Origin of the sequence: Pseudomonas duriflava (assembly GCF_007830155.1) — a bacterium.
GTDB classification, from domain to species: domain Bacteria; phylum Pseudomonadota; class Gammaproteobacteria; order Pseudomonadales; family Pseudomonadaceae; genus Chryseomonas; species Chryseomonas duriflava.
In genome coordinates, this window is sequence record NZ_VLKY01000002.1 from 93,656 (window position 1) to 108,373 (window position 14,718).

Genomic DNA, 14,718 nt, shown 5'->3' on the forward strand with positions numbered 1-14,718 from the left:
TACACATCAGGAGCAGATGCGCTGAATGATCGGTCCCATCGTTCACACAGACATCCATTGACCGGAGCTTTCATGCCCTCTTTCGCCTATCGCCAGTGCTTTCGCCTGCTATTTGCCGCCCTGCTTGCCCTGGGCCTTGCGGCCTGTAGCACACTGGGGCAGCGTGATCCGCTGCGGATCGGCGTGGCCGGTATCGAACCCTTACCGGGCCAAGGACTAGAAGCGCGTTTTGCAGTGAAACTGCGTGTACAAAACCCGAACGACACGCCCATCGACTATAACGGCATAGCCATGGATCTGGAGGTAAACGGCCAGCCACTGGCCAGTGGGGTAAGCGATCAACGCGGGACGCTGGCGCGCTACTCAGAGGCAGTGATTACCGTACCGCTGACGGTTTCCGCATTTTCGGCGGTGCGCCAATTCTGGGGGCTTACGGAAAACACGCCAGCGCAAAAGATGCCTTATGTAATTAAAGGCAAGCTGGCAGGCGGGCTGTTTGGCACGGTGCGCTTCAAGGAAAGCGGCCAGTTGAGCTGGCCGGAGGTTACAGGTATTACGCCGTAGGCAAGGAGCCGCCGCGTAATGAATAAGGCTTTTCCCACCAGATAACGGGAGCGCGCTTGCAAGCCGCACCACAGCAGTAGATGCAATCTCTTTTTAGATCACCTGCTTGGTAGCAATGGCTATTTAGGCCTCTTATCCCTAAGCCTGCCTGCCGGACGGACACGGCCCTGACTGAAGAGGCGCGGCTCGTTATGGCGCTTCCTCTCCCAAGAATACCGTGCATACGCGGTACGGAAAGATGTGTCGGCTCCACAGTGCAATAGACATCCTGCCTTTCCCTCGGCGAGACGCTACACTCGCAGCATGCCCCACGGATACGGACTATGACAATAACGTCCCGGACCCTGTTGCTAACTGCTCTATCTCTGCTTGCTTTTGCAGGCAACTTTCTTCTTTGTCGGCTCGCGTTTACACAAACTTCTATTGATGCAGCCAGCTTTACCAGCCTGCGCCTGCTCTCCGGTGCCGCGATGCTGGCCCTGCTGTTGAACTTGCGCCAACCCAAGGGACGCCCGGCCGGCCGCTGGTCGGCTGCCGCGGCCCTACTCCTTTATGCGGCCGGGTTTTCCTTTGCCTACCTGAGCCTGGAGGCTGGTACGGGGGCGCTTATCCTATTCGGTGCAGTCCAGGTCACAATGATCGTGTATGGCTTGATCCAGGGCGAGCGACTCAACCGCTGGGCTACCCTGGGCCTGGTACTGGCAGTAAGCGGCTTGATTGCCTTGCTCTTACCCGGCGCCACCGCACCCGCTTTCTCAGGCGCCGCGCTAATGCTTACCGCTGGCGTCGCCTGGGGTGTCTATACACTTTTGGGCCGCGGTGTAGCCGATCCGCTGGCCGTCACGGCCGGTAACTTCTTGCGAGCCGCTCTTCCGGCCGCCATCCTCAGCCTGATCATGCTGGGGCGGCTCCACGGCGATGTGCCTGGTGTGCTGTACGCACTCCTTTCAGGGGCGGTCACGTCTGGAATTGGCTATGCACTTGGGTATACCGCTCTGCGTGGGCTCGGATCGCTCCAGGCAGCAACAGTGCAGCTCAGCGTGCCAGTTTTAACTGCACTAGCAGGCAGCCTACTTTTAGATGAAACATTAACGCTTCGACTGCTCCTGACCTCACTGCCCGTGCTTGGCGGCATCGCTCTGGTATTAGGTGCGAAACGGCAGTAAGCCCTGGCAAGAGCCGAACAACCGGAAGAAGCAAAAGCTGCAACTCACGCATGGCCCAGCTAAAAGTTACCTAACGGGCTGACAACGGCTTCCCCATCGCCAGCGACCGCACCTCATAGCCCAGCGCCTCATACAAGCGCCGCGCTGCCTCATTAAAAGCCCATACATTCAAACGCAAGTCCACCGCGCCGTTTTCGATGGCCCAGCGTTCCGCCTTGGTCATCAGTTCACGACCGATTCCCTGCCCGCGGCAGCTCTCCACCACGCAAATAGACTCTACAAAGGCATACCGTATCGGTTGATAAAAGGCATGGCGCTCATCTACTAAATAGACAATAACGAATCCGACGATCTCGCCTTTATCCTCCGCCACAAAGGCGCGGGCCTTTTCTGCACCGATCAGCCGCTTTTCGCTCGGCTCACCCTGCTGAGCGGTTTCCGGCAGAGCGAACACCTCTGGCAGTGCGGCATGATGTTGTACATTCAATAGCTGCCGCAAACGCCTGATAGCGGGAATATCTTCAAGAATCGCCTCTCGGTAGTAACACATAGAGCGCTCTGAGCTTGGCAGAAAAACCTTGACGCTAATGATCCTGCCAGGCCCTGTCTACTCACAGCGCACCTAGGCTCGTCAGTTCACGCTCATGACCCAGCCACTCGGTGGCGCAAATACCCTATCCTGTAGCGTTACAGTCAAGACAAAGGACGCATCATGAAACAGAACGGCTTTCGCCCGGCGCTGGCCCTGGCAACCATGCTGCTTGCAGGGGCCGGCCTGCCGAGCGCACAGGCACAAACCTCTGCCCCCTCCACCAACGCCAATAAACCGGCCGCAACCGAAACCCATGGCGACTGGACCGTTATCTGCCGCGAAGTCCCTCAGGAAGGCAAAGTCTGTGCAATGTCCCAAGTGGTGAATAACCAAGAGGGGCAACGGATGCTGGCCGTGGAACTACGTCCTCAGCGCGACGGACTCAGTGGCTTTATCGTCCTGCCCTTCGGCGTAGCGGTAACTCAGGGCGTACACCTGCAAGTCGATGACAAGGCTGAGCGGTCGGTCGAATTCCATACCTGCTTGCCGGTCGGCTGTATCGTCCCGCTGGAGTTTGACAACAGTGCAGTCAAGGACTTGCAAAAAGGCAAGGCACTCAACATCACTGCGCGCATCGCCACAGGCGGAGAGGCTCATGGGCCGTTGTCTCTTAAGGGATTTACCAAGGCAGCCGAGCGAACCCGCGCACTGATGAAATGATGCAGAACCGTGGCAGGTGTGACGGCGTACTTTCTCAAGGCCGCCTTTTACAAAGGGTATTGATCGGCCGTCACGCTGCCATGCACATGGGCCTTAGACGTACCGCACGCTCCGAAGGCACGATGCATAGCGCTCTGCGCCGTAAACGGCACACGCTGTACAGCGCCTGCTCGTAGGACCTTATACACTGCCGGGCTTTACCCTTTTGAAAAGGAACCTGCGTGAGCATTCTGCCGCCCTGCCCCCATTGCACCTCCGAATACACCTATGAAGATGGCTCGCTGCTGATCTGCCCTGAATGCGCCCATGAGTGGTCGGCTCATAGCCTGGTCGAGGCAAGCGATGACGCCAAAGTGATCAAGGACTCGGCTGGCAACACCCTACAAGACGGCGATACCGTTACCGTTATCAAGGACCTCAAGGTCAAGGGCTCCTCGCTTGTGGTAAAGGTTGGTAGCAAGGTCAAGAACATCCGCCTGGTCGAAGGCGATCACGACATTGATTGCAAGGTCGACGGTATTGGCGCAATGAAACTCAAGTCCGAGTTTGTGCGGAAGGTATAAGGTCACGCTACATCCGAGTGCATGAAGCGTAGCACCAGCACTGCCTCATTGCACCGGCAGAAAGTTCATGAACAGCAGGCTTTGCGCATAGCTCACCCCAAGCCGCCGGTAACGCTCATCCAACACTTCGCTCAGCAAGTCGAGCCGCGCCACAATCTTGCCAAACTCTACGGCAAAACTCAGGTTGCGCCTGCCCCCGGATAGCTCGTTGGCCAGGAGCAGGCGTTGGCCGCTCAACCCCTTTCGATGACCAAGCATCCAGGTAGCCTTCTCGATGTTACGGGCAGCATTGTGAATGAACTCCGCATTAAGCGTGTCGGTGATATAGAACTCCATGCGCCCACCGTGCGCGGTGATCAGCATAGTACCAATGGCATAAATGAAGGCACCGACCCGATCCCCCTGGAATTCTGGACTGAGAGCGTAACTGAGCGCCTGGATATCCCGCACTCCATTCAGCGAAGGCAGGTCCCGATTCTGCTCGATAGACGCCTGAATCGCGCGCTCGGCTGACTCAACGTCAGGCAAACCGGTCTTACGCCATTCCGCCGGGTTACGTCGATACAGCTTGCTCAGTAAGCGATAAAGGCTATTCAAGTTGTCACGCATGGCAAGCGTGGCCATCCGGTCAACGTTGGTCTGGAAAAACTCACCCGGCTCGACAGGGCTGTGCTTTGTCATGATCGAAGCATGATCAAACTGACCGGAACAGCCCGCCAGACTGCCCGTTGCTAGCACAAGCAACACAACGCAATGAGCATTCCGCTTACAGAAGAGGCGAGACAACAGGGTTACAACGGTAAAAACGGAAATCATTGCCTTCATCACTTACGGCTTGGCCTTTAGGCCCATGCAAGGCCGTCTGGTTCAGCCGGTGAATAAAGGCAATGCGCAATGTGTGCTGCAGTCTTACTAATGAAAAGAAAGGAAGCGCTCGGCCATGCACTCGCATCCTTGGCTGATGAAAAAACTTCGTCTAGCACAACAGGCCAAGGCGAAGCCTTTTTACCGTATGAATGGAACGGGCTGAGATAGAGCGCACCTATCAAAAGACCATATCTGCAAGCGATAGACCTGCAAAAAGGTCAGCGTGGATAGCTGGCGGATTACCACCCAACCATACCGCTACCGGATATCTATACCTTACCTAGCAAAACAATCTGCTCTCATTGGAGAAAAAAGGGCATGTTTCTCTAGATATCAACACAATTGAAAGAAAATAAGCTTATTTAAGGCTTGGTTTAACCAACAGCTTTTTAAGAAAAGCGGTCACACCATTAGCCAACCCCAGGGCAGAAGCGTGCAAATAAGCCAAATACGGCGGAATATCGCCACTTAAAACACCAGAACCGGCGGATTTCCGCCATGCAAGCAGAAAAGCTTGCCTAATACGCGTTTAAAGCTAAAAGGCATACGGTTACTAACCTTTATGAAACCGGTCTAGCAAGCTATTTACAAGATCATTGTGACAGGGTATTGCATGCTGGAGGCGCCCGCTATTCTTGGCATGCGGGTTGCTCTAGGATCGTTACAGGCGAATCTTGCATATACCCACTAGGATTGCTCCTGGTAGCGAGTGCTCTAGACGTAGTGCATAACCTGCTTTCACCTGCCTAAACGCTAATAATCACAATAAAGGAACACTTACATGTTCAAAATGACACTCAAGACGCTGGCCTGCGCCCTGACGCTAAGCATTGCTGGATTGGCCCAAGCGGCTGAGTCAGCTACAGCACCGATCGTAATCAAGTTCTCTCATGTCGTAGCCGAGCACACGCCTAAAGGGCAAGGCGCCGTCCTGTTCAAGAAGCTTGCTGAAGAACGCCTGCCTGGCAAGGTCAAGGTCGAGGTTTATCCGAACTCGTCCCTGTTCGGCGATGGCAAGGAAATGGAAGCGCTTCTGCTCGGCGACGTGCAGATCATTGCTCCTTCTCTAGCTAAATTTGAGCATTACACCAAGCAGGTGCAGGTCTTTGACCTTCCCTTCCTGTTCCAGGATATGGCTGCCGTTGACCGCTTCCAGCAGAGCCCCGAAGGGCAAAAGCTACTCAAGTCGATGGAAGACAAAAACATTACCGGCCTGGCTTACTGGCACAACGGGATGAAGCAGCTGTCTGCCAATAAGCCCCTGCGCGAACCCAAGGACGCCCGTGGCTTGAAGTTCCGCGTTCAGGCTTCTGCCGTACTGGAGGAGCAGTTCAAAGCCGTACGCGCCAACCCGCGCAAGATGAGCTTTGCTGAGGTATACCAGGGCCTACAGACCGGCGTGGTCAACGGTGCCGAGAACCCCTACTCCAACATCTATAGCCAAAAGATGTATGAAGTACAAAAGTACATCACCGAGTCCAACCACGGTCTTCTGGACTACATGCTGATCACTAACACCAAGTTCTGGAACGGCCTGCCTGCTGATGTACGCAGCGAGCTGGACAAGATCGTTGTGGAAGTGACTGCCGAGGTGAACAAGCAGGCTGATGCCTTGAACCAGGGCGACAAGCAGCGCATCCTGGATGCCAAGACCACCGAGATCATCACCCTGACGCCAGAGCAGCGCAGCCAGTGGCGCGATGCCATGAAGCCTGTGTGGCAGAAGTTTGAAGGCGAAATCGGTGCCGACCTGATCAAGGCCGCTGACGCATCCAACCAGAACTAAATCCAGCAACGCGTAGCGCGGGTCCCTACCGGTGGCTCGCGCTCTGACGGGAGGCCACCCCTGCGTTGGCTCACCTGTCCTTCCCAGCTCAGCGGGAGATTCAATCGATGAGTGCCCTACGACGTATTTGGGACCACTTCGAGGAAGGCTTCATCGCTTTTCTTCTGGCGGCCATGACGCTAGTGACCTTCACGTATGTGATCCTCAATAATTTTTACACCCCTTTCTATAATTTGGGCGACTACCTGGGCGGCAACGAAACGCTGCTGGCCATTGGCGACACGATTCTTGATATGGCGCAGTCCATGACCTGGAGCAGCGCCCTGACCAAAGCCCTGTTCGCCTGGCTGATCTTCTTTGGCCTTGCCTACGGCGTACGTACAGCAGGTCATATTGGAGTGGATGCATTGGTCAAACTGGCCAGTCGTCCGATTCAGCGCGTTATTGGACTCATCGCCTGCCTGTGCTGCCTGGCCTATGCCGGCCTGATTGCCGTAGCCAGCTACGACTGGGTACATACCCTCCTGACCGCCAATATTGGCGCAGAGGATCTGGGGCACTTTGGTATCAAGCAGTGGCACATCACCCTGATCGTGCCATTCGGCTACGCCATGGTGTTTATCCGCTTCCTGGAGATTTTCGTGAGAATTGCACGTAACCAGCAGACCGGTCTCGGCCTGGCGGATGAAGCGGCCGATGCCCTGAAACTGAAAGAGCACGAGGGTCAGAAGCCATGACCGTACTGTTTCTCTTTGTTGTACTGTTCGTTTTGATGTTTATCGGCGTACCGATTGCGGTATCTCTCGGGCTCGCCGGCTCCGTCACGATCATGCTGTTCAGCCCTGACTCGGTTCGCTCGCTGGCTATCAAGCTGTTCGAGACCTCCGAGCACTACACGCTGCTGGCGATCCCGTTCTTCCTGCTGTCCGGCGCCTTCATGACCACCGGCGGCGTAGCCAGGAGACTGATCGATTTCGCCAACGCCTGCGTGGGCCATATCCGTGGCGGTCTGGCTATTTCCGCTGTACTGGCCTGCATGCTGTTCGCCGCCCTTTCCGGTTCTTCTCCGGCAACTGTAGCCGCCGTGGGATCCATCGCCATTGCCGGGATGGTTCGCTCTGGCTATCCCCAGGCCTTTGGCGCCGGTATCGTGTGTAACGCCGGTACGCTAGGCATCCTGATTCCACCGTCCATCGTCATGGTGGTATACGCCGCCGCCACCGAGCAGTCGGTTGGCAAGCTGTTTATGGCAGGGGTCATCCCAGGTTTGCTGCTGGGTGTCGTGTTGATGGTGGCGATCTATATCGTCGCACGAAAGATGAATCTGCCCGCACTGCCCCGCGCTACGCTCCGTGAGTTTCTCACCACTGCACGCAAGGCAATCTGGGGCCTGCTGCTGATGGTGATCATCCTTGGCGGGATCTATTCGGGCATGTTTACACCGACCGAGGCCGCGGCCGTGGCTGCAGTGTATGCAGGCTTCGTGGCCTTGTTCGTCTACAAGGACATGACCCTGCGCGACTGCCCCAAGGTGCTTTTGGAATCCGGCAAGCTGAGCATCATGCTGATGTTCATCATCGCCAACGCCATGCTGTTCGCCCATGTGCTGACCACCGAGCAAATCCCGCAACAGATCACCGCCTGGGTAATCGAGATGGGGCTGCAACCCTGGCAGTTCCTGCTAGTGGTAAACGTTCTGCTGCTAGTAGCCGGTGCGTTCATGGAGCCTTCGGCAATCATTCTGATTCTGGCGCCGATTCTCTTCCCGATTGCCATACAACTAGGCATCGACCCGATCCACCTTGGCATCATTATGGTGGTGAATATGGAAATCGGTTTGATTACGCCACCGGTAGGATTGAACCTGTTCGTCACTTCCGCCGTAACGGGTATGCCGTTGGCAAGTGTAATCCGTGCAGCAATGCCATGGTTAATGCTGCTGATCAGCTTCCTAATCATTATCACTTATATCCCGGCCATTTCTCTGGCTTTGCCGAACTGGTTGGGAATGAGCTAACACCCCTCCAGTGCACACAACAGCCCGGTCTCTGCCGGGCTGTTGTGTTTAGGCAGTTTGTGATTAAAACAACAAGGGCAACCCCTGCAGGCGATGAAAAAACAATACATCCAGCCAAAAGACCTGATGCATCAACACGATGATCCAGAATACTGCCTGGTAACTCACCTTACGCGTCTTGTGGCGAAATACCTGCTGAGCAATAAGGCCACCTGGCCAGCCGCCTGCCAATTCGATCAGATGCAACGTGTTTTCCGGGATACGCCGCTGCTCCTTTTGTGCGCTCTGCTTATCGTGCCAATAGAACAGGAACGCCACGAGACTCACACTGAAGTAGAGGGCTAGCGGGAGCAAACCATGCCGAGCCGACAAGGCATATAAGCTACCCCAAAGTGGTAGTACACACAGGGCTCCAAGCACCACGAGCTTAAGCAGCAGAGCGTGAACCCCCTCATGCGCCTGACGACGCGGGCACGGTGCCTGAGCGGTGCGGGAAGTCGCCTTGGCGACTCCGGGCCGCTGCCGGATGGAGGGTTGATCCAACGTCAGGCTGGCAGCCAGACGAACATGTTCGGCCCGTAGCCGCCCGGTGCCATCTGGTGTGGCGACATACAAAACCTTATCCCCTGCCACCGGACGCCGGTCATCCCGTACGACCGAGATATGGGCGAACACTTCCTCTCCGCCTCGATCAGGCCGAATGAACCCGAAACCCTTCTGGTCGTTCCAGTGCCTTAACGTCCCGCGTTGCTTCATCTGCCCGTTCTACCTGAAAAAGCGGGCATGCTACCGGAACACGACGGAGCGGTAACGATATTGCTAGAGCTCGACATGTAGTGTCTTTAATGACTCAGCACACCATCACTTGACCGGCCTAAAAAGATTTCCAGCAGGTAAAATCTTTAAAGCCCACGCTACATAGCGTTACAGGCGAGAGGCCAGGTAAGCCGGGCCTTTCAAACACATAAAATCTCCTGATACGTAACTATGTAAAGACTGCGTAAGGCTTGGGTAAAATCTGTAAATCACTACCGTGGCCTGTGCTTTGATAGGGTTTTTATTTCCCCAAGGACTGCCATGAATCGCATGAACGTTCTCCCCCTGACAACTCTGACACTGAGCCTGTTTAGCGGCCTCGCCCTGGCCGGCCAGGATTCCGGCCCGCCGCCAGGCCCGCATACGCCGCCTCCCTTCGTCTTTAAAGCCTGCGAAGGCCACCATGCAGGCGATACTGTTTCGTTCAAGGCGCCGGATGGCAAAATGCTCTCAGGTGTTTGCAAGGATCTTGACGGCAAATTGGCCGCCCTGCCGGATCATCCGCCCCGTGAAAAGCATGATGGTCCGCCGCCAGAGAAGTGATTGCGAAGACCGCCCCGAGGGGCGGTTTTTTATGCCAATTCATAGCAGCATCTGTCGACACGTCACACAGGGCCGAAGCGGCATAGCCGCCCGGCACGGGGCACAGACGCCCTGGCGTACTGTCAGTTGTCTACACCAGACCTGCAGGCCAGACCTCTCAATCTTATCCCGCTGGTGATGAAAGGAGATCTGGCACCCACTTACGAATCGCAGTATGGTCATGACATCTTCCTCTCACGGACGAGCCCATGGCCCGTAACGACACTACGCCTCAATCCCAGCACCTCGCCGTTCTCATCGACGCCGATAATGCCCCGGCTGCCATCGTCGAGGGCTTGTTCGAAGAGATCGCCAAGTACGGCATTGCCAGCGTGCGCCGCATCTATGGTGACTGGACCGGCCCGCAGCTCGGCAAATGGAAACAGGTCCTGCTCGACCATTCCATCCAGCCCATGCAGCAGTTCGCCTACACCAAGGGCAAGAATTCGACTGACAGCTCTCTCATCATCGACGCCATGGACCTGCTCTACACCCGGCGCTTCGATGGTTTCTGCCTTGTCTCCAGCGACAGCGACTTTACCCGCCTGGCCATGCGCCTGCGTGAAGAGGGCCTAACGGTCTACGGTTTTGGCGAGGAAAAGACGCCCAAGCCCTTTGTTGCGGCCTGCGACAAGTTCATTTACACCGAAATTCTGAGAGCCGACGCCGAGCCTGCCGTCGAGCCAGCGGTTATGGGAAAGTCCGCTGCACCTTCCTTGGGAGACGATCCCAAACCTGCCGCCAAACCCAAACCGCAAAAGGTTCCGGTGGACTTTATCGCCAAGGTTATCGACGACCTCTCAGACGAAGACGGCTGGGCCAGTCTTCGCGTGCTTGGCCAGAACATTACCAAGATCCGACCCGCCTTCGATCCACGCCTGTACGGCTTCAAGAAACTCAGCGAACTGCTTAAAGCGCAACAGCGGCGCTTCGAGATGCAAGAGCATGGCACCAGTGGCGGCAGGATGCTGTATGTGCGGAATCGGCAAGGGAAGAAGGGCGAGAAGTAAGTAATAGCGCTCGAGTCCATTTGATAGGTACCGCCCTGCTCGCTCCTAGTCCGTGACTTAACAACGCGCTTTCTAAACGTAAAAGGCCAGTCTCTTGACTGGCCTTTTACTAATTAACCATTACTCGGAAACGCAAATTGCGCCGCCTCATGGCTGGCCCGTTGCGGCCAGCGTTGGGTAATGGTTTTGCGGCGGGTGTAGAAGCGCACGCCATCCGGGCCATAGGCGGCGAGGTCGCCAAAGATCGAGCGCTTCCAGCCGCCAAAGCTGTGGTAGGCCACCGGAACGGGTAGCGGGACATTGATGCCGACCATGCCCACTTCAATCTCGTCGCTGAACAGACGCGCAGACTCGCCGTCACGGGTAAAGATGCAGGTACCGTTGCCGTACTCATGGGCGTTGATCAGCGCGATGGCCTCTTCCAGGCTGTTTACGCGCACCACGCACAGCACCGGGCCAAAGATCTCTTCTTTATAGATACGCATCTCCGGCGTGACGTGATCGAACAGGCAACCGCCGAGGAAGAAGCCGTTGCTGTGGTCGGCGACCTTGAGGCTGCGACCGTCGACAACCAGCTTGGCACCCGCTGCTTCGCCGTCTTGTACATAGCCGGTGACTTTTTCCAGCGCGGCCTTGGTGACCAGCGGGCCCATGTCGAGCCCCTTGCAGGTGCCAGGGCCAACCTTGAGGCTCTGAATCTGTGGGGTGAGTCGCTCGATCAGCGCATCGGCAATCTGATCACCCACGCACACCGCCACGGAGATGGCCATGCAGCGCTCGCCGCAGGAGCCGTAGGCAGCGCCCATCAGTGCGCTGACGGCGTTGTCCAGGTCGGCATCAGGCATCAGCACCGCGTGGTTCTTCGCGCCGCCCAGGGCCTGGACGCGCTTGCCGCGGGCCGCGCCTTCCTTATAGATGTATTCAGCAATCGGGGTGGAGCCGACAAAGCTCAACGCCTTGACCTCGGGCGCCTGAATCAGCGCATCCACGGCATCCTTGTCGCCATGCACCACGTTTAGTACGCCCTTGGGCAGACCGGCTTCATACAGGAGTTCAGCAATCAGTAACGTGGAGCTGGGGTCGCGTTCGGAGGGCTTGAGGATAAAGCAGTTGCCGCAGGCAATCGCCAGCGGGTACATCCACAGCGGCACCATGGCCGGAAAGTTGAACGGCGTAATACCGGCAACCACACCTAGCGGCTGGAAGTCGGACCAGCTGTCAATGGCAGGACCGGCGTTGCGGCTGTACTCGCCCTTGAGCAGCTCGGGCGCAGCGGTGGCATATTCGACGTTCTCGATACCACGCTTGAGTTCACCGGCGGCGTCTTCCAGTGTCTTGCCGTGCTCTTCACTGATCAGCTGCACGATACGCTGCTCGTTCTGCTCTAGTAGTTGCTTGAAGCGGAACAGGACCTGGGCGCGCTTGGCCGGTGGAGTGTTGCGCCACGCGGGGAAAGCCGCCTTGGCCGCGTCGATGGCTTTTTGTACCGTTTCGCGGCTGGCCAACGGTACCTGATGGATGACGTCGCCAGTCGAAGGGTTGTAGACGTCTGCCGTTCGGCCGCTGTCGGCAAAGGCTTCGCCGTTAATGAGGTGATTCAAGGTGGTCATATCGATTCCCTGTAGAGGCGGCGCGCCGGGTAATGGTGGCGCGCCGCTGTACGAAAAATGATCAAGCCGTTGCGTTGAGGGCTTCGCCTACGGCGTCGAACAGGCGGTCCAGCTCTTCCGGGGTGCTGATAAAGGGCGGGCCGAATTGCAGGGTGTCGCCGCCGAAACGGACGTAGAAACCGGCTTTCCACAGTTTCAGTGAGGCCTCGTAGGGGCGGACGATCGCATCGCCGTCACGTGGGGCGAGCTGGATCGCACCCGCCAGACCGTAGTTACGGATGTCGACGATGTGCTTGGCACCGCGCACGCCGTGCAAGCGGCTCTCGAAGTGCGGGGCCAGTTCAGCCACACGCTGAATAAGGTTGTCTCGCTCCAAGATTTCCAGCGCAGCAAGGCCTGCGGCACATGCCACAGGATGCGCTGAATAGGTATAGCCGTGACCGAACTCGACGGCATAATCCGGTGTGCCTTGGTTCATGAAGGTGTCGTGGATTTCCTTGGTCGCTACCACCGCGCCCATAGGGATCACGCCGTTGGTGATCTGCTTGGCAAGGTTCATGATGTCGGGCGTGACGCCAAAGCTGTCTGCACCAAACATGGAGCCGGTACGGCCAAAGCCGGTAATCACTTCGTCAAAGATCAGCAGGATGTTGTGCTGCGTGCAGATCTCGCGCAGGCGTTGCAGGTAGCCCTCCGGCGGCACGATTACACCAGCCGAGCCGGACATGGGCTCGACGATGACCGCCGCGATGTTGGAAGCGTCGTGCAGTTCGATCAGTTTGAGCATTTCGTTCGCCAGCTCGACGCCGGTCTTGGGCATGCCCTTGGTAAATTCGCTGCCCGGCAAGAGGGTGTGCGGCAGGTGGTCTGCATCCATCAGCTGGCCGTACATCTTGCGATTGGCGCCAATGCCGCCCAGGCTGGTCCCGGCGATGTTGACGCCGTGGTAACCCCGGGCTCGGCCGATCATCTTGGTCTTGGTGGCCTGCCCTTTCAGACGCCAGTAAGCACGGGCCATCTTTACGGCCGTATCGGTGCACTCAGAGCCTGAGTTGACGAAGAACACGTGGTTCAGGTCGCCCGGCGTCAGGCTGGCGATCTTCTCGGCCAGCTTGAAGGACAACGGATGGCCGTACTGGAAACCCGGCGAATAGTCGAGTTGCAAGGCCTGTTTGCCTACCGCCTCGGCAATCTCCTTACGCCCATGCCCCGCCCCTACACACCACAGTGCGGAAAGACTGTCGTACAGCTTGCGGCCCTGATCGTCCGTCAGGTACGCGCCCTCGGCCGCCACCAGGATGCGCGGATCCTTTTTGAACGCACGGTTGGCGGTATAGGGCATCCAGTGATGGGTCAGGTCGAGCTCGCTGGCAATCGGTGGAGAAACAGTCAACGGCTGGTTCATAGGGGCCTCGGAACGGTAGCTTCAATGCTGGGATCGGGGCGCGAAGCGTCCTGCGCTGGGGCAGCACGGCAAGCACCGGTGCCATCAGATTGAACCTGACGTTGGTTGAGTTAAAGCGTATTCTTCTCACGCTTACTCAAGGAAAAACTCACCTAATGAGCACATCCCGCAAAGCGCCGCTCGGCCAAGTGAGCGACTTCGATATTCGCCTCCTGCGTCTGTTCAAGACGGTGGCGGAATGCGGCAGTTTTGCAGCGGCAGAAAGCGCGCTGGGTATCACCCGCTCGGCCATTAGCCTGCACATGGGCGATCTGGAAAAGCGGCTGGGGATGCGGCTGTGCCAGCGGGGCCGTGCCGGGTTTGCCCTGACTGATGAAGGCCGTGAAGTGCTTAGGGCGAGCCAAAGTCTTCTGGCGGCTTTGGAAGGCTTTCGCAGCGATGTGAATGCACTGCATCAGCAACTGCGCGGCGAATTGAACATTGGCGTTATCAATAATCTTGTCACTCTTCCCCGGATGCGAGTGACCCATGCCTTGCGTGAGCTTAAGGCGCAGGGGCCGGGCGTGCGGGTAAATATTGGCATGATGACGCCAGGCGATATTGAGCGCGGAGTGCTGGAGGGTCGCCTGCATATTGGCGTGGTGCCGCTGATCAGCCCGCTTTCCGGGTTGGAATACACGCCGTTGTATGAAGAGCGCTCGCAGCTCTATTGCAGCCACGAGCACCCGTTCTTCACCCGGCCGGACGATGAAATCAGCGACGCTGAGTTACAAACGGTCGATGCCGTCGCGCCCAATTATCGGCTTACCGCGGAAGCGCTGGGGCGTCACCAGCTACTCAACTGCACCGCGTCAGCCTCCGACCGTGAAGGCATTGCCTTTCTCCTGCATACCGGGAGCTACATAGGCTATCTACCTGATCACTATGCAGCCAGCTGGGTTGCCCAGGGTGCGTTGCGAGCCCTCAAGCCGGAGCGTTTTCACTATGCCATTCCACTCTGTGTAGCGACGCGAAAAGGGCGCCGGCCCCATCTGATTCTCCAGCGGTTCCTAGAAGCCTTGGCGCTTACTCAAGGTTAGG

The 14,718-nt window shown here is 57.2% G+C and carries 15 protein-coding genes; 10 read left to right on the forward strand and 5 right to left on the reverse strand.

Annotation, left to right across the window (positions count from 1 at the left end; all coding sequences use genetic code 11):
- Positions 1-72 precede the first annotated feature (72 nt).
- A complete protein-coding gene (locus tag IQ22_RS02840) occupies positions 73-564 on the forward strand; it encodes an LEA/WHy family protein (RefSeq protein ID WP_145137809.1) in 492 nt (163 codons plus the stop codon).
- Between the two features lie 329 nt (positions 565-893).
- The gene (locus IQ22_RS02845) at positions 894-1,730 is read left to right on the forward strand and encodes a DMT family transporter (RefSeq protein ID WP_145138720.1); all 837 of its coding nucleotides are present in this window, start codon (positions 894-896) and stop codon (positions 1,728-1,730) included.
- Positions 1,731-1,800: 70 nt separating this feature from the next.
- On the opposite strand, the gene IQ22_RS02850 is transcribed toward IQ22_RS02845, so the two are convergent.
- Complete coding sequence (locus IQ22_RS02850; protein WP_145137812.1) at positions 1,801-2,280, reverse strand: GNAT family N-acetyltransferase; 480 nt, start codon at positions 2,278-2,280, stop codon at positions 1,801-1,803.
- Positions 2,281-2,442: 162 nt separating this feature from the next.
- On the opposite strand from IQ22_RS02850, the gene IQ22_RS02855 reads away from it, so the two are divergent.
- Positions 2,443-2,982 carry an invasion associated locus B family protein gene (locus tag IQ22_RS02855; RefSeq protein ID WP_145137815.1) on the forward strand — a complete coding sequence of 180 codons (540 nt, stop codon included), beginning with the start codon at positions 2,443-2,445 and terminating at the stop codon, positions 2,980-2,982.
- A 221-nt stretch (positions 2,983-3,203) separates the two neighbouring features.
- Positions 3,204-3,545 carry a zinc ribbon domain-containing protein YjdM gene (locus IQ22_RS02860; protein ID WP_145137818.1) on the forward strand — a complete coding sequence of 114 codons (342 nt, stop codon included), beginning with the start codon at positions 3,204-3,206 and terminating at the stop codon, positions 3,543-3,545.
- Between the two features lie 45 nt (positions 3,546-3,590).
- Here IQ22_RS02860 and IQ22_RS02865 read toward each other — a convergent pair whose 3' ends face one another.
- Positions 3,591-4,361, reverse strand: a complete 771-nt coding sequence (locus IQ22_RS02865) for a hypothetical protein (protein WP_145137820.1) — start codon at positions 4,359-4,361, stop codon at positions 3,591-3,593.
- Positions 4,362-5,193: 832 nt separating this feature from the next.
- Between IQ22_RS02865 and dctP the strand changes: the two genes are divergently transcribed.
- The 3 genes from dctP (at position 5,194) to dctM (ending at position 8,215) form a co-directional block, all read left to right on the forward strand.
- Entirely contained in the window at positions 5,194-6,198 is a 1,005-nt protein-coding gene (gene dctP / locus IQ22_RS02870) for a C4-dicarboxylate TRAP substrate-binding protein DctP (protein WP_145137823.1), read from the forward strand.
- 107 nt (positions 6,199-6,305) lie between these two features.
- Positions 6,306-6,935 (forward strand): TRAP transporter small permease, encoded by a 630-nt coding sequence (locus IQ22_RS02875; protein ID WP_145137826.1) that lies wholly within the window; start codon positions 6,306-6,308, stop codon positions 6,933-6,935.
- Positions 6,932-8,215, forward strand: coding sequence for a C4-dicarboxylate TRAP transporter large permease protein DctM (dctM, locus tag IQ22_RS02880; RefSeq protein ID WP_145137829.1), 1,284 nt, complete (start codon positions 6,932-6,934; stop codon positions 8,213-8,215). The genes IQ22_RS02875 and dctM overlap by 4 nt, the downstream gene beginning before the upstream one ends.
- A 63-nt stretch (positions 8,216-8,278) precedes the next feature.
- Here dctM and IQ22_RS02885 read toward each other — a convergent pair whose 3' ends face one another.
- Positions 8,279-8,971, reverse strand: a complete 693-nt coding sequence (locus IQ22_RS02885) for a DUF1294 domain-containing protein (RefSeq protein WP_145137832.1) — start codon at positions 8,969-8,971, stop codon at positions 8,279-8,281.
- Positions 8,972-9,292: 321 nt separating this feature from the next.
- Here IQ22_RS02885 and IQ22_RS02890 point away from each other — a divergent pair, with 321 nt between their 5' ends.
- A complete protein-coding gene (locus IQ22_RS02890) occupies positions 9,293-9,574 on the forward strand; it encodes a hypothetical protein (protein WP_158635401.1) in 282 nt (93 codons plus the stop codon).
- Between the two features lie 248 nt (positions 9,575-9,822).
- Positions 9,823-10,623 carry an NYN domain-containing protein gene (locus IQ22_RS02895; RefSeq protein WP_145137839.1) on the forward strand — a complete coding sequence of 267 codons (801 nt, stop codon included), beginning with the start codon at positions 9,823-9,825 and terminating at the stop codon, positions 10,621-10,623.
- Positions 10,624-10,736: 113 nt separating this feature from the next.
- Here the strand turns inward: IQ22_RS02895 and IQ22_RS02900 are convergent, their stop codons facing one another.
- Positions 10,737-12,233, reverse strand: a complete 1,497-nt coding sequence (locus tag IQ22_RS02900; RefSeq protein ID WP_145137841.1) for a CoA-acylating methylmalonate-semialdehyde dehydrogenase — start codon at positions 12,231-12,233, stop codon at positions 10,737-10,739.
- Between the two features lie 61 nt (positions 12,234-12,294).
- The gene (gene aptA, locus IQ22_RS02905; RefSeq protein ID WP_145137843.1) at positions 12,295-13,638 is read right to left on the reverse strand and encodes an omega-aminotransferase AptA; all 1,344 of its coding nucleotides are present in this window, start codon (positions 13,636-13,638) and stop codon (positions 12,295-12,297) included.
- 155 nt (positions 13,639-13,793) lie between these two features.
- Between aptA and IQ22_RS02910 the strand changes: the two genes are divergently transcribed.
- Positions 13,794-14,717, forward strand: a complete 924-nt coding sequence (locus tag IQ22_RS02910) for a LysR family transcriptional regulator (RefSeq protein WP_145137845.1) — start codon at positions 13,794-13,796, stop codon at positions 14,715-14,717.
- The last annotated feature ends 1 nt before the right edge of the window (position 14,718 follow it).

Excerpts from the sequence above, each read along its gene's own strand:
- IQ22_RS02875 (WP_145137826.1), top strand. The coding sequence starts at position 6,306 with ATGAGTGCCCTACGACGTATTTGGGACCACTTCGAGGAAGGCTTCATC.
- IQ22_RS02855 (WP_145137815.1), top strand. The coding sequence starts at position 2,443 with ATGAAACAGAACGGCTTTCGCCCGGCGCTGGCCCTGGCAACCATGCTG.
- IQ22_RS02910 (WP_145137845.1), top strand. The coding sequence starts at position 13,794 with ATGAGCACATCCCGCAAAGCGCCGCTCGGCCAAGTGAGCGACTTCGAT.
- IQ22_RS02850 (WP_145137812.1), bottom strand. The coding sequence starts at position 2,280 with ATGTGTTACTACCGAGAGGCGATTCTTGAAGATATTCCCGCTATCAGG.
- IQ22_RS02900 (WP_145137841.1), bottom strand. The coding sequence starts at position 12,233 with ATGACCACCTTGAATCACCTCATTAACGGCGAAGCCTTTGCCGACAGC.
- IQ22_RS02890 (WP_158635401.1), top strand. The coding sequence starts at position 9,293 with ATGAATCGCATGAACGTTCTCCCCCTGACAACTCTGACACTGAGCCTG.
- IQ22_RS02885 (WP_145137832.1), bottom strand. The coding sequence starts at position 8,971 with ATGAAGCAACGCGGGACGTTAAGGCACTGGAACGACCAGAAGGGTTTC.
- dctM (WP_145137829.1), top strand. The coding sequence starts at position 6,932 with ATGACCGTACTGTTTCTCTTTGTTGTACTGTTCGTTTTGATGTTTATC.
- IQ22_RS02865 (WP_145137820.1), bottom strand. The coding sequence starts at position 4,361 with ATGATTTCCGTTTTTACCGTTGTAACCCTGTTGTCTCGCCTCTTCTGT.
- IQ22_RS02895 (WP_145137839.1), top strand. The coding sequence starts at position 9,823 with ATGGCCCGTAACGACACTACGCCTCAATCCCAGCACCTCGCCGTTCTC.
- aptA (WP_145137843.1), bottom strand. The coding sequence starts at position 13,638 with ATGAACCAGCCGTTGACTGTTTCTCCACCGATTGCCAGCGAGCTCGAC.
- IQ22_RS02840 (WP_145137809.1), top strand. The coding sequence starts at position 73 with ATGCCCTCTTTCGCCTATCGCCAGTGCTTTCGCCTGCTATTTGCCGCC.
- dctP (WP_145137823.1), top strand. The coding sequence starts at position 5,194 with ATGTTCAAAATGACACTCAAGACGCTGGCCTGCGCCCTGACGCTAAGC.